This is a genomic window from Caballeronia sp. INML1 (genome assembly GCF_023631085.1).
GTDB lineage: Bacteria > Pseudomonadota > Gammaproteobacteria > Burkholderiales > Burkholderiaceae > Caballeronia > Caballeronia turbans.
Genome location: NZ_JALQDT010000059.1, coordinates 81,335 through 102,655 on the forward strand (window position 1 = coordinate 81,335; position 21,321 = coordinate 102,655).

The window sequence follows — 21,321 nt, forward strand, 5'->3', positions numbered from 1 at the left end:
GCGAAGTATGACGCGCTTATGTCGTGTCTCTTAGCAGAAACGCTTATTTGAACTCCGCATTCTGGCATGGTAAAACTCAATGCCGCTCGAAAATTCGAAGCGCAAACTTCAACGTAATTCGTCTCAATAGGGTTTGGAAAAATGGCAACAGGTACTGTGAAGTGGTTCAACGATGCGAAGGGTTTCGGTTTCATCACGCCGGACGACGGTGGTGAAGACCTGTTTGCACATTTCTCCGAAATCCAGTCAAAGGGTTTCAAATCGCTCCAGGAGAACCAGAAGGTGAGCTTCGAAGTCAAGCAAGGCCCGAAGGGCAAGCAAGCTTCGACGATCCAGCCGCTGTAAGTAACTTCAGCGCTGTCGCCTCAGGCACGAAACGGCCCATCCGGGCCGTTTTGTATTGGCGCGCCCGGGCATTCATCACTCTCTCCAATGACCGAGTTCGCGCACCGCGTCATGTTGGACGCAGCAGCCGCTTAATATAAATAAAATCAGTAGAATCGCTGCATTATTCAAGCGGCATCCATTCGCGGCGACGCGAAATTATTTCCACTGATTCGTGTGAACTCGACAAGCAATCGGAAAAAATGCCGTACGCTCGTACGACATAAAACAAAGGCATTGCTCGTCTCCATATGGTTCCTGACTTGCGATGCGCACGCGCAATCGTTCGCGGTGAACCGGAACGCGGCGCGCTTCGTCACGGAAGTCGTGATGAACGACTTTCATACGGCGCAGGCAGGCGGCGGTTATGTCTTCTCTTACGATAGCCACGAAACGGAAGCGTCCCTCGCAGACAGGCTCGACCACTGGTTCTCCGGTGACGACCCGCACGCGATCGTCATGGAGCCCGCCGAAAAGCAGGCGCTCTTCGGCTTCTACTGGGCCGCGACCATGATGCCGGCGAATTCGCCGTGTTTCCGCGACATCGCCGATCCCGGCTGCGGCGCGGATCTGTCGAAGTGGATGGCGCGCGAACTCGACGACGATCCGCGCTTCATCCGGGCCTACGAGGCCGCGAAAAAGCCGCTCGGCCTGCCGCCACTCGAACGCAACGCGCATTGAGCGTAAGGCGTTGGCGTCGCGCTTCTCGCCGCTCCCTGCACCGGCAACACACGGCTCGCGCAGGTGCGATCGACGTGGCTTCCGGCGTCTCGGGCACGTCCTCGTCACATGCCCGGCGCAATAACGCGATCTTCGCCGCGACGCTCACGAGCAGCGAAAGCGCGCCGATTGTTTCGAGCAAGGCGGGAATCATGAAGGTCTCCCTAAGCGCCGACGTGCGCGCGCATCATCGATGCAACAGCATCGGCCCGTAGGTCTTGACGAAGAATGCAATCGTGATGCCGGCGCTGACAACCAGCGTGCCCGCACGAATCCAGTGCGGCGGCGCGCGCCGGCCGAGTTGCGCGCCGCTATAACCGCCGGCGATCGCTGCGAGCAGCATCGCGATCGTTTCCGGCCAGCGCACGGCCTGCGCCGCCGCGAAGGTGAGAACGGCGACCGAGTTGGCCGCGCTCACGAGCAGCGTGCGCGGTGCGTTCAGGCTCTTCAAGTCGCGCGAATCGAGCAGGCCCCAGACGGCCATCATCATGATGCCAACCGCGCCGCCGAAGTAGCCGCCATACACGCCGAGCAGCAACTGGATCGACAGCACCGATGCCACGCCGATATGCCAGCGCCGCCGCAGCGCTTCGCCGAGCTTGCGGCCGAACGCAAGCGTGAAGCTCGCGCACAGGAGAAGCCAGGGCAGCACGAAAGAAAATGTCTTGGACGACGTAGACAGCAAAAGCGCCGCGCCGACGAAGCCGCCTATGAGCGTCGTCACCAGCATCTTGCGGATCGACACCGAACCGACGGGTCCGAGCCCGTCGCGATAGGCCCACGCGCTCACCACGCCGCCGGGAAACAGCGCGACGGTGCTCGAAGCGTTCGCCTGAACCGGTGGCAAACCGGCTGCGATCATCGCCGGCAGGCTCACGAACGAGCCGCCGCCCGCGAGCGCGTTCATCGCGCCCGCGATAAAACCGGCGCCGATGACGAGAATGAAGGGTTCCATGCGACAGATGCTAACGACGCCGCGCGCCGCTTACAATCTGGCATTTCCAATGCGAGGCTTCGGCTAAACCGAAGGATGCAGCATGCGATTCGACCTGACCGACATGCGGCTTTTCCTGACTGTGGTCGAACGCGGCAGCATCACGGCGGGCGCGCAGGCGATGCATCTCGCGCTCGCATCGGCGAGTGAGCGCATCGCCGGGATGGAAGCCGCGCTCGGCGCGCCGCTCCTCGAACGCAACCGGCGTGGCGTGCAGACGACCGCCGCCGGCGACGCCTTCGTGCGCCACGCACGCGCGATCCTCGGTCAGGTCGAGCAGATGCGCGGCGAACTGCGCTCGTTTGCGACCGGCCTCAAAGGCCGAATCCGGATGATGTCGAACACGGCCGCGCTGGCCGCCTTCCTGCCGCCGAGGCTCTCGCATTTTCTCGCCGCTCATCCCGATCTTTCGATCGATCTCGACGAGCGCCCGAGCGTCGATATCGTGCTGGCGATCGCGGAAAGCCGCGCCGATCTGGGCGTCGTTTCAGATACGGCGGACCTCGGACAGCTCGAGACGCATCTGCTCGCACAGGATCAACTGGTGGTCGTGGCGAACCGCGCGCATCGCATCGCGGGGGAAAGCGCGGTGGCGTTCGCGGAGATCGTCGGGGAGGCGTTCGTCGGCCTGTCGGATGCCGCGCTCGAATTGCATCTGGCCGAGCGCGCGTCGCGGCTTGGCCGGCAGATGAGCTATCGAATTCGCATGCGCAGTATCGACAACGTCGGGATGCTGGCCGCGGCGGGCATCGGGCTCGTGATTTTGTCGGAGGCGTCGGCACGCATGCTGGAGCGGCCGGAACTCGCCATCGTGCCGCTCTCGGAGCCATGGGCGACGCGCCGTCTGCATCTGTGCGCCCGCGACTTCGACGCGCTCACGCCCCACGCGCGCCTGCTCGCAGAGACGTTGATGGACGGCGCGAGCGCCAGCTAGAACGGCCGCCCGACGATGAACGGATCGACCGCGCCGATCGCCTTCAGGTCGCGATTCGCGTACGGCAGCCTGTGCAGCACGTAGCGCATCGCGTTGAGCCGCGCGCGTTTCTTGCAATCGGAGCGCACGACGGTCCAGGGCGTGTCAGCGCTATCGGTGTGCGCGAACATCGCTTCCTTGGCCTCGGTATAGGCGTCCCATTTGTCGAGCGATGCGAGATCGACAGGACTCAGCTTCCACTGCTTGAGCGGATGAATCTCGCGCTCCTTGAAGCGGCGGCGCTGCTCGGCGCGGCTCACGGAAAACCACAGCTTGATGACGTGCGTGCCGCCCTGAGACAAATGCCGTTCGAACGCGGGCACCTGCTGCATGAATTCGTCGTACTCACGCTGCGAGCAGAAGCCCATCACGCGTTCCACGCCCGCGCGGTTGTACCACGAGCGGTCGAAGAGAACGATCTCGCCGGCCGTCGGCAAGTGCTCGACATAGCGCTGGAAGTACCATTGCCCCCGCTCGCGCTCGGACGGCTTTTCCAGCGCGACCACGCGCGCGCCGCGCGGATTGAGATGTTCCATGAAGCGTTTGATGGTGCCGCCCTTGCCTGCCGCATCGCGCCCTTCGAAGAGAATCACGAGGCGCTGGCCGGTCTCTCGCACCCATGCCTGCAACTTCAGCAGTTCGACCTGAAGGCGATACTTCTGCTTCTCGTACGCGCGCCGCGACATGAGGTTGCGATACGGATAGCCGCCTTCGCGCCACGACGGCGACAGTTCGTCGTCGGGATCGGCCGACGCGCCGGCCGATCGCAGCACGGCATCCCCATCGAAAAGATGAGCCCGCAGCATGGATACTTCATCCGGCGACATGCCGCCGATCAGCGTTCTCACCGTATCGACCAGCGATTCCGTCTCCTCGCGGCTCTGGAGTATGTCGCCGACACTGTTCGTCAGCAGCGCGTGCGCCGCTTCGACCGCGCCGCCCGTCGCTTCCTGCTCGATGCGGTCCGGCATCGTTCGTACCGCGATGTCGCCATCATTCGATTCGACAGCCTTTTCTGGCGATATCAACTTCATTCCTTCCCCTTCGTTGTTGCTCTCGTGTCTCTGTCTCTGGCGGCGTCTCATCAGGCGGCTTCGTGCGCCTTTCTCAAGACGGCATAGAGCTTGTCCTTCAGCAGCAGCTTTTCCTTTTTCAGCGATTCGATCGTGAACGAGTCGGCAGGCGTGACGCCCGTCTCCATGTTGTCAATCCGATGATCGAGTTCGTTGTGACGCTCGAAGAGCCGCGAGAAATGAGCGTCTTCGGTTTTCAAGCGTGAGATGAGATCGCGATATTCGGGAAACATGCGGTGATCCTCCGGTGCGTTCATATTGAGTACTTCGAAGTACATAGTACCGACCGGGCACCGCTATTAGTTAGACATTTATCAAACGCCACTGCGCCGTAACGTCGCAGCGCGTGCGTCGACACTTACCTAGGCAAAACCCTCCTATGGCCGGGCATCGTCCTTGCACACAATGAGATGCCGCTGCGCATCCGCGTGGCGAGCGTGAACCAGGGAGGCCGTCATGAAGAAGAGCCGCAATCGCGCGCAACATCGCGCACTGCATATTGCGTTGATCGCCGGCGTTGCCGGCATGTGCTTCGCCACGGCAGCCAGCGCGGACAGTCAGGCCGCGAAGAAGTTGGGGCAGATGGGCGTCATCAATCAGACGCTTCAGCCCAAGCCCGTCAGGCCGCCGCCCACCGCGAACGCGCCCGCACCGAACGCCCCCACTACCAACCCGAATTACAACGCAAATTCGACCTATAAGCCCAACACGGCCAACAATGCGAATGCCGTGAACCCCGGGGCCGCCGCGGCTGCGGGCGGGGGACAAAAGAAGTAATTTCCGCACGGCGTGCCGATGCCGCCTGCCCGATACCGGGCAGCGGCGTCGCGTTCACGCGCCCTTCCCCGACGAATCAGCACGCGCGCATGCGTACATTCGCGCGCATTCGATCTTTTATACTTGGCTCACGGTCCAGCGTCCCAGGCGCACACTCCTGAGTCCATGAAAAAGATCAAGCCCGGTCTCGTGCTCGAACTCGCCGCCAATCTGCTGCTGCCGTGGCTCGCGTATCGCCTTGCGCTGCCCTATTGGGGCGATGTCGGCGCGCTTTACGCGTCGGCCGCGCCGCCGCTCGCCTGGAGCATCGGCGAGTTCGCCCGTTCGCGCCGTGTCGATGCGCTCTCCGCGCTCGTGCTGTTCGGCATTGCGCTGTCGATCGTATTGCTCGCGATGGGCGGTAGCGCCCGCATCCTGCTCGTGCGCGAATCGCTCGCGGCGGGCGCGACAGGCCTCGTCTTTTTGATCTCGCTTCTTTTCCAGCGTCCGCTCATCTTCTATCTCGCCCGCGCGACCGTCACGCGCGAGCAGGAAGACGGCGCCGAGCGCTTCGAGGCCTACTGGCGCGAAAGCGCGTCATTGCGCGCGTCGTTGCGGCTCATGACGTTCGTGTGGGGCGTCGGGTTGTCGGTCGAAACCGTGCTGCGCTTCTGGTTCGCGTGGACGTGGCCCGTCGAGCGCTATCTCGTCGTATCGCCGGTGGTCAGTTACGTCATCTACGGCGGATTGCTCGCGTGGACGTTCTGGTTTCGCGCGCGGCTCATCGAGCGTCAAGGCGAAAGCGCCCCCTCGCGCGACGGGCTCCTCGGCTAGCTGACGGGCCGCGCATCGCAGGCGGCGATGTGACGCGCGATCGCCTCATTCACCGCCGGCGCATGCGTGAGCGGCCCCATGTGGCCCGCATCGGGCACGACGATCAGCTTCGCCGCCGGCATCAGATCGGGCAGCGTCTCCGCGATCAGTCGGGTCGGCACGGGCGCATGCTCGCCGCGCATCACGAGCGTGGGAATGCGCAGCTTCGCATACGCGCTCGCCGGCGTGGGCTCATGAATCAGCGCGCGAAAATCGAGCGGCGCTTTCGGCACCCAACGCGTGAGCATCGCCTGCACGGACGGCCGCAGCGCGGTCCACGCACCGTGTCCTCCCCAATAATCGACGAACGCGCGCGCCGCGCCGCGCAGATCGCCTGCGACGACGCCCTCCGCCGTGCGCGCCGCGATCGCGAGAATCTCCGCGAACGCCGCCGCGCCGTGCGCGCCCATGCTCTTCAGCAGATGAAACGCGGATGGCTCGTACAGCGTGATGCTCGCGACATCGTGCGGCCGCTCGAGCGCCGCGCGCAGCGCGACGCCGCCGCCATATGAATGCCCGACGAGATGCACCTTGCCGCGCTGGCGATCGATGATGCCGACCGTGCGCGCAGCTTCATCCGCGAGCGTGAAGGCTCGCTCGCCGCTCCACGGGCCGACGCTGTCGCAGCCGTAGTGCTCGGGCGCGATCAGCGAATAGCGGGTGTTGTCCGTATTGAGCGTGTCGAGGGTTTCGCCCAACTGACGCCATTGATTCGCGCCAGCGCCCGAGCAATGCAGCGCGATGACCGGCGCACCGATGTGTTCGTCGTTGAAAGCCATATCGTTCTTTCTCGCGTCGTGAATGATCAGCTTTCGCTGTCGCATGCGCGCATGCGGCGCTCGAGTTCACCGATATCCGCGCACGATTCGAGATAGTTATCGCGGCGGCAATGCTCCGCACGGTCGAGCAGCATCCCTGTCCAGCAGATCAGATGCGGCAGCATGATGTCCTTTCCAACATTGATTAGGTATCCCAACATGATTCGCTCCACTTGCACCGATATTTCCTTGATGAAATGCCGCTGAGCGATCGACTAAAAACGAGGATTCGAAAGAGTCGCTGGGGCGGCGGGTGCGGATGTAATGCAGCCACCGTGCCAGCGATGCGAATCCCTTGTGCCACAAGGCTCGGCGCGAGTGCGGCCACGCGCCGTCCGACACGAGTGTCGGGCGCGAGCCAACGCTTTCAGTCTTGAAAGATGGCAAACTTCGAACACGTCTGCCGAGCCGAATCCCTGCTTGAGATACGGAAAAAGCCGCCAAAATATTCCCGTCGCGCGGGGTCAAGTTTGTGCGCCGTCGCGCCGTAGACATGTTTGATGCCCGGGCAAACGCGGCAATTCGCCTTGCCCGCCCGTCGAACGGTCGCCGCCGAACGACGCGATAAGATACGGCAGCGTTCGATCTTCGCGCCCGGTGCGGCGCCCGGCAATCGCTCATTGGAGACACGGCGTGCTCAGTCGCCATTCGCTCACGTTCCGGATGACGGTGTTCATCGTCATCGTCTGCATGCTTTTGATCGGCACCGATATCGGGCGCAGCGCCGCCGCCCGCCGCGTGCAGCTCGAGGAAATGACGACGGCGACATCCAATCTCGCGCGCGCAATGGCGCAGCACGCGAACGACACCTTCAAGGAAGCCGACACGACGCTCATCGGCATGGTGGAACGCGTCGAGGAAGACGGCACGTCGCCGCAAGCGCTCGCGCGCCTGCATCGCTCGCTCGTCGCGCGCGTCCAACAACTGCCGCAACTGAACGGCCTCTTCATCTACGACAAGACCGGCGCCTGGCTCGTCAACTCACAGCCACAACTCGACTCGCGCTTCAACAACTCGGACCGCGAGTACTTCGAATATCACCGCACACATACCGATCAAGGCTCGCATATCGGCCCGCCGGTCAGGAGCCGCTCGACCGGCAAGTGGATCGTGCCGATATCGCGTCGCATCGATGCGCCCGACAGCAGCTTTGCGGGCGTCGCCCTCGCGACCATCGACATCGACTTCTTCTCGCGCTTCTACGACAGCCTCGATCTCGGACAATCGGGCGCGGCGGCGCTCGTCCTGAACTCAGGCGTGATGGTCGTGCGCCGTCCGTTCGAGGACCGCTTCGTCGGCAAGAACGTGACCGACACGGCGCTTTATCGCGCGCATCTGGAGCTGGGCCGCTCCGGGGTGTTCACGACGCGCTCTTCGCAGGATCACATCACGCGCCTGAACAGCCTGCGCGAATTGCAGGACTATCCGCTCTTCGTCGCGGCGGCGCTCTCGGAGGATGAGATCCTCGCGCCGTGGTGGCGCGACACACTCTGGCACGCTTCGGTTACGACCGTCCTCGCGCTCGTGCTGGCGATGTTCGGTGCGCGCCTCGTGCGCCAGGTCACCGCACGCACGCGCATCGAGCAGGAACTCGCCCGCAGCCTCGCGACGACGCAAACCGTGCTCGACACCGCGATCAGTCCGATCATCACCGTGGACGAGCGCGGCGCCGTGCGCTCGTTCAACTCGGCCGGCGAAAAGGTGTTCGGCTACAAGGCGGACGAGGTCATCGGGCAGAACATCCGGATGCTGGTGCCGCCGCCACATCTGGATGCGTATAACGAATACATTATGCAATTCAAGGGCGAAAACGGTGTCGCGACCGCCGATTGCGAGCTGGCGGGCCAGCGCAAGGACGGCACATCGTTTCCCGCGCACGTGTCCACGGGCGCGATGCGGCTCGATGGCGCTTTGCATTTTGTATCCGTCATCACGGATATTTCCCGGCAGAGAAAGGAGCGGACCGAACTGGCTCACGCGCGCGACCAGTTGCTGCTCGCTGCGGACATCGCCGAGCTGGGCATCTGGTCCTGGAATCTGGCAACGGGCAAGCTGCACTGGAACGCCCGCATGTTCGAGCTGTACCAATACCCGCCGGAACTGCTCGACAACGGCCTGCACTTCGAGCACTGGCGTCTGCGCATTCATGCCGACGATCACGACGCGATCATGGCGGGCCTGCGCGCCGCCGCCGCGGGTGAAACCGAGACCTTGCCGCCGTTTCGCATCGTGCTGCCGGATGGCACGACGCGTCGTATCCAGAGCGGCCTGCGCACGCAGCGCAACGCGAGCGGCACGCCTGTCGTGATGACCGGCGTGAACTACGACGTCACCGATCAATACGAGCTGGAATTCCATCTGCGCAATGCGAAGGAACAGGCAGATGCGGCGAGCGCGGCGAAGTCGTCGTTTCTCGCGAACATGAGCCACGAAATCCGCACCCCGATGAACGCGGTGCTCGGCATGCTGCATCTCGTGCAACTGACGGCGCTCAATGCGCGCCAGCAGGAGTATGTGAGCAAGGCCGAAACCGCGGCGAAATCACTGCTGAACCTGCTCAACGACATCCTCGACTATTCGAAGATCGAGGCGGGCAAGCTGCAACTCGACAGCCATCCATTCGAGCCCGAGAAGCTGATGCAGGAGCTCGGCATCGTGCTCGCCGGCAATCAGGGCGCGAAAGATGTCGAAGTGCTATTCGACCTCGATCCATCCTTGCCCACGGTGCTCGTCGGCGACAGCTTCCGGCTTCAGCAGGTGCTCATCAACCTTGCGGGCAACGCGCTCAAGTTCACGTCGACGGGACAGATCGTCGTGAGCGTGCATCGATGCGAAGACCCGAACGAGACAGCGGGCGATGCGGTGCGCGTGCGCATCGCCGTGAGCGACAGCGGCATCGGCATCAGCGAGGAACAACTGGAGCGTATCTTCGAGGGCTTTACGCAGGCGGAAGCATCGACGTCGCGGCGTTACGGCGGCTCCGGCCTCGGACTCGTCATCAGCAAGCGGCTCGTCGCCATGATGGGCAGCCAGCTCGAAGTCGAAAGCCGCGTCGGCGAAGGCAGCCGCTTCTGGTTCGACATCACGCTCGGCGTGGACACGTCCGGTGCGGCGACGCATGACATCGTCGCTATCCCCGAACATGGCGCGCGTATTCTCATCGCCGACGACAACGCGGTTGCGGGCGAGATCATGTCGCGCACGGTGCGCGCGCTTGGCTGGCAGGCGGACATCGTGACGAGCGGCTCCGAGGCGGTCGAGCGCGTCGGCAATGCTGCGCTCGGCGATGCGCCCTATGACATCGCCCTGCTCGACTGGCGTATGCCGGGACTCGACGGCCTGAACACCGCAAGGCAGATCAGCACGATGAAGGGCCGCGCGACGCCGCCGCTCGTGCTGCTCGTCACTGCTTTCGGACGAGAGGTGTTGAAAGAATCGCAGGACGGCGGCGCCGCTCCCTTCGCCGGTTTTCTCACGAAGCCCGTGACACCGCGACAGCTCGCCGCCGCAATCCGCGCCGCGCTGCCTCGCAATAACGAAGCGATCCCGCGCGACACCCGGCCGCCTGCGAAGAAAACGCGCCGCCTCGCGGGACTTTCGTTACTCGTGGTCGAGGACAACGCGCTCAACCGTCAGGTCGCCGAAGGCCTGCTGCTTGCGGAAGGCGCGTCCGTGACGCTCACGGATGGCGGGCGCGAAGGCGTCGATCGGATCGTGACGGCGAATGGCCGCTTCGATGCCGTGCTGATGGACGTGCAGATGCCCGATCTCGACGGCCTCGAAGCGACGCGCCTGATTCGCGTAGATGGCCGTTTCGCCACGCTGCCGATCATTGCGATGACGGCGAATGCATCGGGCGCGGATCGCGACGCCTGCTTGCAGGCCGGCATGAACGATCACGTCGGCAAGCCGATCGATGTCGAACGGCTCGTAGCGGTGCTGCGCGCGCACACGGGACGAGCGCACATGGAGGCGGATACGCACGAGGCTAGTGCCGAGTCGATCATCGAGCCGCGCGATTCGATCATCGCGCGCTTCGGCGGAAATATTGATTTGATCCGCAATGCGCTCGGCCGCTTCAGCGCGCAGACGGACAAGCAACTGGCGCAGCTTGCGAAGGCGCTCGCGGCACACGACGCGCAAAGCGCCGCATCGATGCTGCATGCGATCAAGGGCAGCGCAGGCACGATCGGCGCGGCGGCGCTCGCGAAACTCGCAGGCACGCTCGAAACCGATGCGCATTTGCTCGACGCAGCGCGCGTGAAACTGCCGCATATGCAGGCTTTGCTTGCATCGAGCGTCACGCAACTCGTCGATGAATTCGGTCAGCCGTCGTCGTCCGTGAAGCCGGAGACCAACACGTCGCCGATCGATGATGAAAACTGGCGCGCTCGTCTCACCACGATCATCGAATTGCTCGATGCATCGAATCTGCAAGCGATCGCACTATCCGAGAAGCTGTCGCCGCATGCGCCGGGCGTGTACCGCGCAGACTTCGAGCAATTCCTCGCGCGCGTGCGTGCGCTCGATTTCGCGCGCGCCTCGGAGATCGCGCGCGATATGCTGGAACAGGTGTGAGATAAAGACGACGCTATAACCTAGCCCCCGCGCGTGTCGCGAGCGAATACAGGGAACGCGTGCACGCTTGCGCCACCGGCCGATTCCAGTTGCGCGCGCAATTCTTCCCGCGCTTGGCGCGCCGAGGTCAGCGCGCCTTGCACGCGCGCCTGCAGCACGGCAGATTTGACGGACCTTGCGATGACATCCGCCGCGCCGGCATCGAGCGTACATTGCTCCGTTTCGACATCGCGCGCATCGGCCAGCACGACGATGGGCACGTGAGCCAGTTCCGCAAGCAATGTACGCACGGCTTCGCAAGGGTTATGGCAGCAACGCGCATCAAGCACGATCGCGTCCGGCTCCTTGCTTTGTGCAAGACGCAGCGCGGCTTCGCAATCCTTCACCCGATCGAGTGCGCCGATGGCTTCGAGCGCGTGGCGATGCGCCTCGAGCATGTCGTCCTCGAGGATGCCGAGCACGCGCACGCCCGTGGGTTTCGTCATGGCGGGCTTCGCTGCCTGCGCCTCCATCACGCGATGCCTCAAGCGAAGCTGCGCGCGCACGCGCGCGCGCAGGCGTGGCGCGACAAGCGGCTTGATCACGTAATCGGCGGCGCCCATGCGAAACGCATCGACTTCGAGCGCAGGCGCGTCGTGACTCGTGATGAATATGACTGGCACGCGCGCGAGGTTCGTGTCGCTCTTCAATATCTCGCAGACATCGAAGCCCGTCATGGTGGGCAGATTCGCGTCGAGAAGAATCAGGTCCGGCGTCGATTCGCGCGCCAGGGCCAGCGCGGCCTCGCCGGTCGTGGCGAAGCGCTGGTTGGGAAATTCCGCGAGCATTTCGCCGATGATGCGGATCATCGCCGGATCGTCGTCGACCAGAAGCAAACGCGGCTGATGTGTTGAAGTGCGGTTCTCTGCTTTTTCCATATTCGAACGAGTATTCATCAGACGATGACGCGCTCACGAACTCTACGCCCGCAATGTGTGCGCCGCAAATTCAAAAAATGCATGAAGGAAATAATTATCTGATATTTCAGCGCGGGCCAGTTTCGACTGCACAAATACTTTCATAGCTAAACATATTCATAAGCGAATAAGTAATTCGTTCCGGCCGCCGCATGCGATGGAAGCCATACCGCATATGACCCAGTCGATAAAGCACGCACGTACAATAAATTTCAGCACGGCCGTAATGCAAAAAATGCTCTGACAATTTCAATCGATTCCACCGATCAATGTAAACATTCAAAATCGGGTTATCGTTTGCGAGGCGTTCTACATTGCGGCAACCGGGAGCATACTGGCCGCTACACCTAAAAAAGCCGGGAAAAGCCATGCACGGGGAAGCCAGAACACTCTACTTCGTGGGTCGCGCCGTATCGGAGGATTTGTCCGGGCGCTTGCATGATCGCGGCTGGACCATCGAGCGCATCGATCCGGCGAAGCCGCCCAAATCCGCCAAACACGGCAAACGTGCCGCCGCCGGCATCGTCGATCTGACGACGCGCGGCTTTTCCGCGGAAGCCGCCGCGCTCACCGCACTGCTTGCAAGTTATCAGATCGGCTGGGTCGCGACCGTCGACGCCGAGCATGTCGACAACCCCGAGATTTGCAGGCTGATTCGCGATTTCTGCTTCGACTATGTGACGGTGCCCTCTTCCGCGGACCGTATCGTCGACGCAGTCGGGCATGCATACGGGATGGTTTCACTGCACGACACTGCCAGCAATGATCCACGCAAGGACGATTGCAGGGAAGGCAGCATGGTCGGCTCTTGCGATGCGATGCAGGCGCTCTATCGCTCGATTCGCAAAGTCGCAATGACCGATGCGCCCGTTTTCATCTCCGGCGAATCGGGGACCGGCAAGGAACTCACGGCAGTTGCGATTCACGAGCGCTCAGTGCGGCGCGAGCAGCCGTTCGTCGCGATCAACTGCGGCGCGATACCGGCGCATCTTCTGCAATCGGAACTTTTCGGCTACGAGCGCGGCGCGTTCACCGGCGCGAATCAACGCAAGATCGGACGTGTAGAAGCAGCTGACGGCGGCACGCTCTTTCTCGATGAAATCGGCGATTTGCCGCTCGAAAGCCAGGCGAGCCTGTTGCGCTTCCTGCAGGAGCGCAAGATCGAGCGTCTGGGCGGGCAAGGCACGACGGACGTCGATGTGCGCATCATCTCCGCGACGCACGTCGATATGCAAACGGCGATGCTGGAAGGACGCTTCCGCGCGGACTTGTACCATCGCCTGTGCGTGTTGCAGATCGACGAGCCGCCGCTGCGCGTGCGCGGAAAAGACATCGAACTGCTCGCGAATCACATGCTCGATCGCTTCAGAAAGGATGCGAGCCGGCGGCTGCGCGGCTTTGCACCGTGCGCAATCGCGGCGCTTCATAACTATGGCTGGCCCGGCAATGTGCGCGAGTTGATCAATCGCGTGCGGCGCGCAATCGTCATGTCCGAAGGACGGCAGATTCTCGCGAGCGATCTCGAACTGGGCGAATATGCGGAGGCCGCGCCTATGACGCTCGCGCAAGCACGCGAGGCGGCAGAGCGGCAAGCCATCGAAGTGGCGCTGTTGCGTCACCGCGGACGTCTCGGTGAAGCCGCGGATGAATTGGGGATTTCTCGTGTCACGCTGTATCGCATGCTCACCGCCTATGGCTTGCGCGCGAAAACGGATCGGCCCCTGGAGGCATCCGGAACCTAGCTTTTAACGATCCTGTGCGAATCATGATTCGCTTAAGAGCACGCGAAGGAACCTTCATTCGCGCTCGCCACTCCAATCACCGCATCGCATTCGATGCATGGTGAAAACCTGAAGCGGCATACGCGCATCATGCGCCGTCAGGCCCGTCACGTCTTTCCTCTCTAGCCCGCTGGCGTTTTCTCGCGCCGCCAGACCGCGCGCTACGCAGTCTCGTTTCATTCATATGCGGCCCGCCTGAGCTTCATCGGCGCGCTCATACAGCGCTCATGCGCCATGCCATAAGCTTTTGCCTCGCACGTCGAATGCGTCGCGCTCGTATTGGCGTGTCTGCGAGTTATCTCGGGTAGTCAGTCATGGTTTCGCTCAACAACAACATTTCGCTCGTTCGTCAATATTCGAACTTCGCCGTACCCACCGTGCTTGCCGCATGGGTGTACTGCATGCATTCGGTCATCAGCGGCATCTTCATCGGACGTCATGTCGGCGCCGATGCGCTTGCCGCGTTGAATCTGCTCGTCCCTTTGCTTTATCTGCCCTACGCGTTCAGCGTGATGATCGGTGTCGGCGGATCGACGCTCGTCTCGCGATTGCTCGGCGAGCAGCGCGAACGCGAGGCCGCGGAAGCGTTCACGCAGGCGCTCTGGCTGTTGGGGTTCTCCGGCGTGGCGTTCGCACTCGCGACTCATTCTTATGCCGATACCTTCGAGCAATGGACAGGCGCTCGCGGCGAACTCGCGCGACTCGCAAACGATTTCCTGCATGCCTATGCGCCTTTCGTTCTCTTTCCGACAGCATGTTATGCACTCGAACTCTTCTTGCGCATCGAGGGTGCGGCGAGTTTCGGGCTCGTCTGCCTGATCGCGGGCGGCATCGCCGACGTCGCGTTGACATGGTGGATGGTGAGTCACATGCAATGGGGCATGCGCGGCGCGGCGCTTGCTTCGGGCATCAGTCAGGCGCTTGCTTGCATCCCCATGCTGGCCTATCACTTCGTGAGGGCGCAACACGTTCGTCCCGTCGCCCGTGCATTCGCACGCCTCGACCATGCGTGGCGCATGGCCTATAACGGCGGATCAGAGTTTCTCGGCGAGATCGCGCCGAGCGTCACGCTCTTCGCATTCAATCACGCGGTGTTGCGCTGGCTGGGCGAAACGGGTCTCGTCGCGTTCGCAGTCGTCGAATACATGACGATGATCGCGTCGGTCACGATGGTCGCGCTCGTGCAGAGCATGCAACCGATCGTGAGCTTTCAGCGCGGCGCGGGCAACGCGCACGCCGTATCGCGCGCATTTTCGATCGGCATCCTGGTTACCGCCGGTTTCGCGCTCGCCGCCGCCTTCGCGCTTCTCACGCTTGCACAACCGCTGGGCGCGCTCTTCGTGCCCGATAGTGCGGCGGCGCAAGCGCTTCTGCGCGACGCCTTGCCGTGGTGTGCACTCGCGTTCCTGCCGGCCGCAATCAATGTCGCGATCAGCGGCTATCTGACTGCCATCGAGGCGCCGCTCGCTTCGATGATCGTCGCGCTGCTGCGTAGCTGGGTGTTGCTGTTGACGATGCTGTGGCTACTCACTCAATGGTTCGGGCCTAATGGCATCTGGATGACCGTCGCCGTCACAGAACTCGCGACGCTCGCCGCGAGCATGGTGTTGTATCGCACGCGTGGACACGGCGTGAAATCACTACATTCGATGCGAAGCCCGCACACCGTTCGCGGCGCATCGCATCCTCACGGCTAGGCGTCACGCGTCAGGTGAAAACGTCGATCGACCCATGCGAGCAGGCGTCTCGACAAGCGTGTTGCACGCCCTTGAATCAGTCGATCCGACACGCGTGACAGTACATAGGAGACGACGAGCACAGCGATCAGCGTCGCGCCGAATAGGGCGAGTGAAGTCTCGCCATTCTTCTCTCCGAACGTGCGGTCGAAGAAATGAAACGTCATGTAGACGCATATGAAGTGCCAGAGATAAATACCATAACTTTCGCGTCCGAGCGCGGCGGCGCAGTGTCGGACGAACCGGGCGCGCGGCGCTGCCGGCGCGCTATCGCGACGTTTGCGGGCGTGATGTGAACACACGAACAGCAGAAACGCCACGGCACTGCATGCGGCGAATACGGGCGCGAGCGCATGCGCCTTGTCGAGCCATACGCCGAGCGCAGCGGTCGCGAGTGCGAAACCCAGTGCAAGCGAAAAATAAAGCCACGATACGCGCCGCGTGACATCGGATGCGCCGAGCAAATGCGGGCGGAATGCATACCAGCCCCACATGCCGACGATGAAGCACGGTCCTTGCACGGGCGGCCAAAAGTAGCTGAAGGTGTTATTGGCGACATTGCAGTCGAGGCCGCCGTTGCAATCGCTCATCGACATCGCCGCATACGAGAGACACAGCAGCAAGACCGTAGCGACCAACAGGCGCGCGCGATTCATCGCGAGGAAAAACAGCAGCGGCGCAATCATGTAGAACAGCATTTCGACACCGATCGACCATCCTCCAGGCACGACGTTATTGATTGCGGTCGGCGAAAGCGCATGCAGAAAGAGCATGTTGAGCAACACGTCCATCGGGCCATGCGCACCGAGAACCCATGCACGCTCGATGCCCGAGCGCGTCGCGCCATAGCTGATGAGGCCATATACCGCAATCGCCGCGTAATACAGCGGTGCTATGCGAAAGAAGCGCTTGATATAGAAGCGCAGCGTGACATGACGCGCATCCGCGCAGCGCGCGTGATCCATTTCGAGCGTCATGAAGATCGTGATCGCGCTGATCACGAAAAATAACTGCACGCCATATTGGCCCATGCGCGCAATGAGCGTCACTGCACCGGGCAGATTGGGGAACTGAAACGACAGGTGTACTGCAACTACCCCGACGATCGCGAGCGCCCGGCCTGCGTCGAGCGCGGCAACACGTCCTTTATCCATCGATACTCTCCTCGCGGTTGATGCCGACCTTCAAAGGCCGCGAGGCTCGTGGACAATCGCGCTTTTGATGAAGTTCCTGAAAATCGCCGACGCATCGGCAGCTCTTACATCAAGAAACGTCATACACGTCTCGATACAACTTTCAGGCACACACGCTAGATGGCGGGCGCATCCTGCCGCAGAAAGCGCAGAATGCGACTGGCGACTGTACTCGGTTGTTCCTGTTGCACCCAATGCCCCGCGCCTTCAATCAGATGCGTCGCGCGAAAATCGGTGCACGCCAGGACGCGCATCGCTTCGAAGTCGCCCGGACGCTGGTAGCAGCCCCAATCGCTAGCGCCCGCGATGAAGCATGAGGGCACGTCGATCGTGCGTCCCGACCAGGTCCGTAAATCGGCCGCATAGCGCGGGTCGGTGCCGCAGCGATACCAGTTCAATCCGCCCTGAAATCCGGTGCGCGCATATTCGCTTGCATAGACGTTCAAATCCCGATCGGGCAGCCACGCGCAGGTCGCGATATGATCCGCAGCGGGCATATGTTCCGCGACGGTCTGCGGCATCGTTGCATCCGCATGCATGACGTAATACGTCGGCAGCATCGCGAGTTGATCCGGTGTCACCGACCCAAGCGGATGAGGATGATTGCCCGGCCAGTCCGCGCTCTTGACGTGGTAATACGCGCGCAAGAATGCGGCGAGCCCTTGCGGCGCGTGCCGCATATCGTCATTGGCCTGCGCGCCCGAGTAATACCATTGATAGTGCTTGCGCGGCGGATCGAGCGATGCGAGCCCGGCCACGGCCTCCGCCATCACCGATGGAGCCGTTTCGACGCGCGCGAGCCTCGCGTCGTTCTTCGCGGTATTGAACGCGAATGCGGGCGGCCCCGCGAAGGGCGCGCTCATCATGACGACGGACGCGAACACATCCGGGCGAATCAATGCACACCACGCGGCGACGGGCGAGCCGAAATCATGACCGATTACCGATGCAACCCTGCGATAACCGAGTGCCGATACGAGACCGAGTACATCGCGCACGAGGTTCGGAAAGTTGAACTCGTCGAGATCGGCATCGAATAAGGTAGCGCCGCCCATCGTGCGTCCATAACCTCGCTGATCGGGTGCGATGACATAAAACCCCGCATCCGCGAGCGGCTTCATGACCTTTCGCCAGCTATAGGCGAGTTCCGGAAAGCCGTGCAGTAGCACGATGCATGGCCTCCCAGGCGCGTCGAACCCGGCTTCGAGCACGTGCATCGAAAGGCCATTGCCGTTCTCGATCATGCGCGCGCGAATGCCATCCGGCAGCGGCAGATCGTTCGGAATCTCGTTCATGCATGTCTCCTCATGCTTCGAGCAAGGCTGCGAAGCGATCCGCGAGTGTAGGACGCGAGCGCGTCGGCCATATTGCGCTGAGTTCGAATTGCGGCAGGTTATCCCCGTCGCGCACATCGCAAAAGCGCACGCCGGCAAATTGCAGCGCGGTTACCGATTGCGGCAAAAGCGATGCGCCGCATCCCGCCGCAACGCAGGCAAGCACGGTCAGCGAGCGATTCGCGTCCTGCACGACATTCGCCTCGCAGCCCGCTTTACGAAAAGCACTCAGGATGCCCGCGCGCACGACCGGCAACTGATCGCCGGGGAACCACACCAGCCCCGCATCGGATAGGTCCTTCAGGCCTACTTTTCCATCTTCGCCGACTGCAAAAGCGCGCGGCAGCACGGCCAGCAAGCGTTCTCTTACGATCAGCTTCTCGCGCATGCGTCCGCCCACCGCGACGGGCGTATGCAGCAAACCGATATCGATGGTGCCTTTCTCCAGCGCCCTCGCCTGCTCCGCATTGCTCATTTCCCTAAGCATGAGCTCGACGTTGGGCACTTCCTCGCGCAGCGCGGCAATCGCGCGAGGCAAGAGACTAAAAAGCGCCGCCGATGCAAAGCCGATCGTCAGGCGCCCACCACGCTGCGCGCCGATTTCCCGCGCGCGATGCGAGGCGGCATCGATGCGCGCGACGCTCAATCGTATGTCTTCGACGATCGCCTCGCCTGCCGGTGTCAATTGCGCGCCGCGGCGCGTGCGCTCGAATAGCTTGACGCCCAGATCGCGTTCCATGCGGGAAAGCGCCTGACTCAAAGCAGGTTGCGCGATGTCGAGCACGTCAGCCGCGCGCGTCACGCTGCCGGCATCGACTACGGCGAGAAAGTATTTGAGGTTGCGCGTCTCCATGCGGCCAGCATATCAAAATGCTATGAAAAACGAACGTATCCATAGTATGCGAGGCCGGCATTCGTTTCTAGAATGCAGTGGCATATTGAACAAGAGCCGGCCCGAGGCCAGCACAGGAGACGCAAGATGAATTGGTACCGTGAAATTTCCACGGCGGAGAGACGCACGCTGTGGGGATGCTTCGCAGGCTGGGCGCTCGATGGCGTCGATACGCAGGTATTCAGTCTCGTCATCCCGACCCTCATCGCGACATGGGGCATCGGTAAAGGACAAGCTGGCTTGATCGGTGGGGCGACGCTCGTCGCGGGCGCATTGGGCGGCCTGCTGGCGGGCGTGCTGTCCGATCGCATCGGGCGCGTCAAAGCTTTGCAGGTGACCGTTCTCTGGTTTTCGCTATTTACGTTTCTCAGCGCCTTTGCGCAGAATTTCGAGCAGTTGCTCGTGCTCAAATCGCTTCAGGGACTCGGCTTCGGCGGCGAATGGACGGCAGGCGCAGTATTGCTCAGCGAAACGATTCGCGCGAAACATCGCGGCAAGGCTATGGGCATTGTGCAAAGCGCGTGGGGCTTCGGCTGGGCCGGCGCGGTATTGCTCTATACCGTCGTGTTCTCGTGGGTTTCGCCCGATTGGGCCTGGCGCGTGCTGTTCGCGGTCGGCCTCCTTCCGGCGCTGCTGGTTGTTTATATGCGCCGCAATATCGAAGAACCGCCGCGCGAATCGAAACCCGCCGGACAGGATCATGCGCAACGTCAGGGCACATTCGCGATCCTCGCCGGCATCTTTCATCCTTCGGTATTGCGCACGACGATCGTAGGCGGATTGATTGGACTCGGCGCGCATGGCGGTTATCACGCCATCACCACATGGCTTCCCACTTACCTCAAAACGGAGCGCCATTTGTCGGTGCTCGGCACGGGCGGCTATCTGGCCGTCGTGATTACCGCGTTCATCATCGGATGCTTTGTGAGTGCGTGGCTGCAGGACAAGATCGGCCGCCGGAAAAACGTGATTCTTTTCGCGATCTGCTGCGCGGTCACGGTCAATGTCTATGTATTTCTGCCCATCGGCGATGTTGCGATGCTCATGCTGAGCTTTCCGCTCGGCCTTTTCTCCGCAGGCATTCCGGCGACGCTCGGCGCGCTCTTCAACGAGTTGTATCCACAAGGTGTGCGCGGCACGGGCGTCGGCTTCTGCTACAACTTCGGGCGCGTGGTGTCTGCTGTTTTTCCGGTGCTCGTCGGGCACATGGGCAATTCGATGCCGATAGGACAGGCGCTCGGCATCGACGCGGGCATCGCGTATGGACTCGTCGTCGTGGCCGCGTTGCTGTTGCCCGAAACGAAGGGCCGTCGCATCGCAACCGTGCCCGCTCAAACCGCATCGAGCGAGCGCTCGCCCACGCATGTCTGATCTATCCATGACGCCTTCACTTCACTCCACGCTCGCCGACGCGCAATGGCTCGCATCGACGCCCGCCGCAATCGAAGCGATCGACAGTCACGCGCATGTCTTCGTGCGCGGGCTTCCGCTTGCACCGCATCGTCGTCACGCACCCGACTACGATGCGACGCTCGATGCCTACGCGGAACATTTGCGCGCGAACGGCATATCGCATTCAGTGCTCGTGCAGCCCAGTTTCCTGGGCACGGACAATTCATTTTTCCTCGATGTGTTGCAGCGCTATCCGCAGCGCTTTCGCGGCGTGGCCGTCATCGATTCTTCGATCAGCGATGGCGAATTGCAGCGTCTCGCGGCGCGTGGTGTCGTCGGCATGCGGCTGAATCTTATCGGCCTTGCGCTGCCCGACCTGCGCGCGGCGCATTGGCGCGAATTGTTCGGGCGCATCAATGCGCTCGGCTGGCATGTCGAGATTCATCGCGATGCGGTGGATCTGCCGATGCTCATCACGCCGCTGCTCGAACAAGGCTGCACGATCGTGGTCGATCATTTCGGCCGTCCCGATCCCGCATTCGGCATCGACGATCCGGGCTTTCGCTATCTTCTGACGACGGCGAAGAGCGGGCGCGTGTGGGTCAAGTTATCGGCGGCCTATCGCAGCGTCCGTAGCGAAAACGGCATCGCGCTCGGGCAAACGCTCACGTCCGCCTTGCTCGGTTCATTCGGCGCCGCACGGCTCGTCTGGGGCAGCGACTGGCCGCACACGCAACATCAAAGGCTGATCGACTACGAGGCGTCGCGCGATGCGCTCGACCGCTGGATTCCGGACGCATCGCTGCGTACCATCGTGTTGCGCGATTCCGGGCGTGCACTGTTCCGCTTCGCGTAATAGCCGCGCAAG

At 62.3% G+C, this 21,321-nt stretch carries 19 protein-coding genes; 10 read left to right on the forward strand and 9 right to left on the reverse strand.

Annotation, left to right across the window (positions count from 1 at the left end):
• Positions 1 to 141 precede the first annotated feature (141 nt).
• Both NCR38_RS23285 and NCR38_RS23290 read left to right on the forward strand, forming a co-directional pair.
• Positions 142 to 345, forward strand: a complete 204-nt coding sequence (locus NCR38_RS23285; RefSeq protein ID WP_008347993.1) for a cold-shock protein — start codon at positions 142 to 144, stop codon at positions 343 to 345.
• A 276-nt stretch (positions 346 to 621) separates the two neighbouring features.
• Entirely contained in the window at positions 622 to 1,065 is a 444-nt protein-coding gene (locus NCR38_RS23290) for a hypothetical protein (RefSeq protein WP_061117093.1), read from the forward strand.
• Between the two features lie 226 nt (positions 1,066 to 1,291).
• Here NCR38_RS23290 and NCR38_RS23295 read toward each other — a convergent pair whose 3' ends face one another.
• Entirely contained in the window at positions 1,292 to 2,059 is a 768-nt protein-coding gene (locus tag NCR38_RS23295) for a sulfite exporter TauE/SafE family protein (RefSeq protein WP_061117095.1), read from the reverse strand.
• Positions 2,060 to 2,141: 82 nt separating this feature from the next.
• Between NCR38_RS23295 and NCR38_RS23300 the strand changes: the two genes are divergently transcribed.
• Entirely contained in the window at positions 2,142 to 3,032 is an 891-nt protein-coding gene (locus NCR38_RS23300) for a LysR family transcriptional regulator (RefSeq protein WP_061117096.1), read from the forward strand.
• Here the strand turns inward: NCR38_RS23300 and ppk2 are convergent.
• Both ppk2 and NCR38_RS23310 read right to left on the reverse strand, forming a co-directional pair.
• Entirely contained in the window at positions 3,029 to 4,105 is a 1,077-nt protein-coding gene (ppk2, locus tag NCR38_RS23305; protein ID WP_061117097.1) for a polyphosphate kinase 2, read from the reverse strand. The genes NCR38_RS23300 and ppk2 overlap by 4 nt on opposite strands.
• A gap of 50 nt (positions 4,106 to 4,155) precedes the next feature.
• Entirely contained in the window at positions 4,156 to 4,377 is a 222-nt protein-coding gene (locus NCR38_RS23310) for a YdcH family protein (RefSeq protein WP_061117270.1), read from the reverse strand.
• A 223-nt stretch (positions 4,378 to 4,600) separates the two neighbouring features.
• Between NCR38_RS23310 and NCR38_RS23315 the strand changes: the two genes are divergently transcribed.
• Together NCR38_RS23315 and NCR38_RS23320 are read left to right on the forward strand one after the other, a co-directional pair.
• A complete protein-coding gene (locus NCR38_RS23315; protein ID WP_250477677.1) occupies positions 4,601 to 4,921 on the forward strand; it encodes a hypothetical protein in 321 nt (106 codons plus the stop codon).
• A 165-nt stretch (positions 4,922 to 5,086) separates the two neighbouring features.
• A complete protein-coding gene (locus NCR38_RS23320; RefSeq protein WP_061117099.1) occupies positions 5,087 to 5,734 on the forward strand; it encodes a VC0807 family protein in 648 nt (215 codons plus the stop codon).
• Here NCR38_RS23320 and NCR38_RS23325 read toward each other — a convergent pair.
• Complete coding sequence (locus NCR38_RS23325) at positions 5,731 to 6,552, reverse strand: alpha/beta fold hydrolase (RefSeq protein ID WP_061117271.1); 822 nt, start codon at positions 6,550 to 6,552, stop codon at positions 5,731 to 5,733. The genes NCR38_RS23320 and NCR38_RS23325 overlap by 4 nt on opposite strands.
• Before the next feature lie 26 nt (positions 6,553 to 6,578).
• Positions 6,579 to 6,752, reverse strand: coding sequence for a hypothetical protein (locus NCR38_RS23330; protein WP_250477678.1), 174 nt, complete (start codon positions 6,750 to 6,752; stop codon positions 6,579 to 6,581).
• A gap of 472 nt (positions 6,753 to 7,224) precedes the next feature.
• Between NCR38_RS23330 and NCR38_RS23335 the strand changes: the two genes are divergently transcribed.
• On the forward strand, positions 7,225 to 11,169 hold the full coding sequence (locus NCR38_RS23335) for a response regulator (RefSeq protein ID WP_250477679.1): 3,945 nt from the start codon (positions 7,225 to 7,227) through the stop codon (positions 11,167 to 11,169).
• Positions 11,170 to 11,189: 20 nt separating this feature from the next.
• On the opposite strand, the gene NCR38_RS23340 is transcribed toward NCR38_RS23335, so the two are convergent.
• Positions 11,190 to 12,104, reverse strand: coding sequence for a response regulator (locus tag NCR38_RS23340; protein WP_284502363.1), 915 nt, complete (start codon positions 12,102 to 12,104; stop codon positions 11,190 to 11,192).
• A 389-nt stretch (positions 12,105 to 12,493) separates the two neighbouring features.
• On the opposite strand from NCR38_RS23340, the gene NCR38_RS23345 reads away from it, so the two are divergent.
• Both NCR38_RS23345 and NCR38_RS23350 read left to right on the forward strand, forming a co-directional pair.
• Complete coding sequence (locus tag NCR38_RS23345; RefSeq protein ID WP_061117102.1) at positions 12,494 to 13,867, forward strand: sigma-54 dependent transcriptional regulator; 1,374 nt, start codon at positions 12,494 to 12,496, stop codon at positions 13,865 to 13,867.
• Between the two features lie 353 nt (positions 13,868 to 14,220).
• The gene (locus tag NCR38_RS23350; protein WP_250477681.1) at positions 14,221 to 15,603 is read left to right on the forward strand and encodes an MATE family efflux transporter; all 1,383 of its coding nucleotides are present in this window, start codon (positions 14,221 to 14,223) and stop codon (positions 15,601 to 15,603) included.
• Here the strand turns inward: NCR38_RS23350 and NCR38_RS23355 are convergent.
• From NCR38_RS23355 to NCR38_RS23365, 3 genes are all read right to left on the reverse strand, one after another.
• Positions 15,600 to 16,796, reverse strand: coding sequence for an acyltransferase (locus tag NCR38_RS23355; protein ID WP_061117104.1), 1,197 nt, complete (start codon positions 16,794 to 16,796; stop codon positions 15,600 to 15,602). The genes NCR38_RS23350 and NCR38_RS23355 overlap by 4 nt on opposite strands.
• A 155-nt stretch (positions 16,797 to 16,951) precedes the next feature.
• Positions 16,952 to 18,130: an alpha/beta fold hydrolase gene (locus NCR38_RS23360; RefSeq protein WP_061117105.1), complete on the reverse strand. Its 1,179-nt coding sequence runs from the start codon at positions 18,128 to 18,130 to the stop codon at positions 16,952 to 16,954.
• Positions 18,131 to 18,140: 10 nt separating this feature from the next.
• Positions 18,141 to 19,022 (reverse strand): LysR family transcriptional regulator, encoded by an 882-nt coding sequence (locus NCR38_RS23365; protein ID WP_061117106.1) that lies wholly within the window; start codon positions 19,020 to 19,022, stop codon positions 18,141 to 18,143.
• Between the two features lie 126 nt (positions 19,023 to 19,148).
• On the opposite strand from NCR38_RS23365, the gene NCR38_RS23370 reads away from it, so the two are divergent.
• Together NCR38_RS23370 and NCR38_RS23375 are read left to right on the forward strand one after the other, a co-directional pair.
• Entirely contained in the window at positions 19,149 to 20,432 is a 1,284-nt protein-coding gene (locus NCR38_RS23370; RefSeq protein ID WP_061117107.1) for an MFS transporter, read from the forward strand.
• Complete coding sequence (locus tag NCR38_RS23375) at positions 20,425 to 21,309, forward strand: amidohydrolase family protein (RefSeq protein ID WP_409241438.1); 885 nt, start codon at positions 20,425 to 20,427, stop codon at positions 21,307 to 21,309. Before NCR38_RS23370 ends, NCR38_RS23375 begins: the two co-directional genes overlap by 8 nt.
• Positions 21,310 to 21,321: the final 12 nt, after the last annotated feature.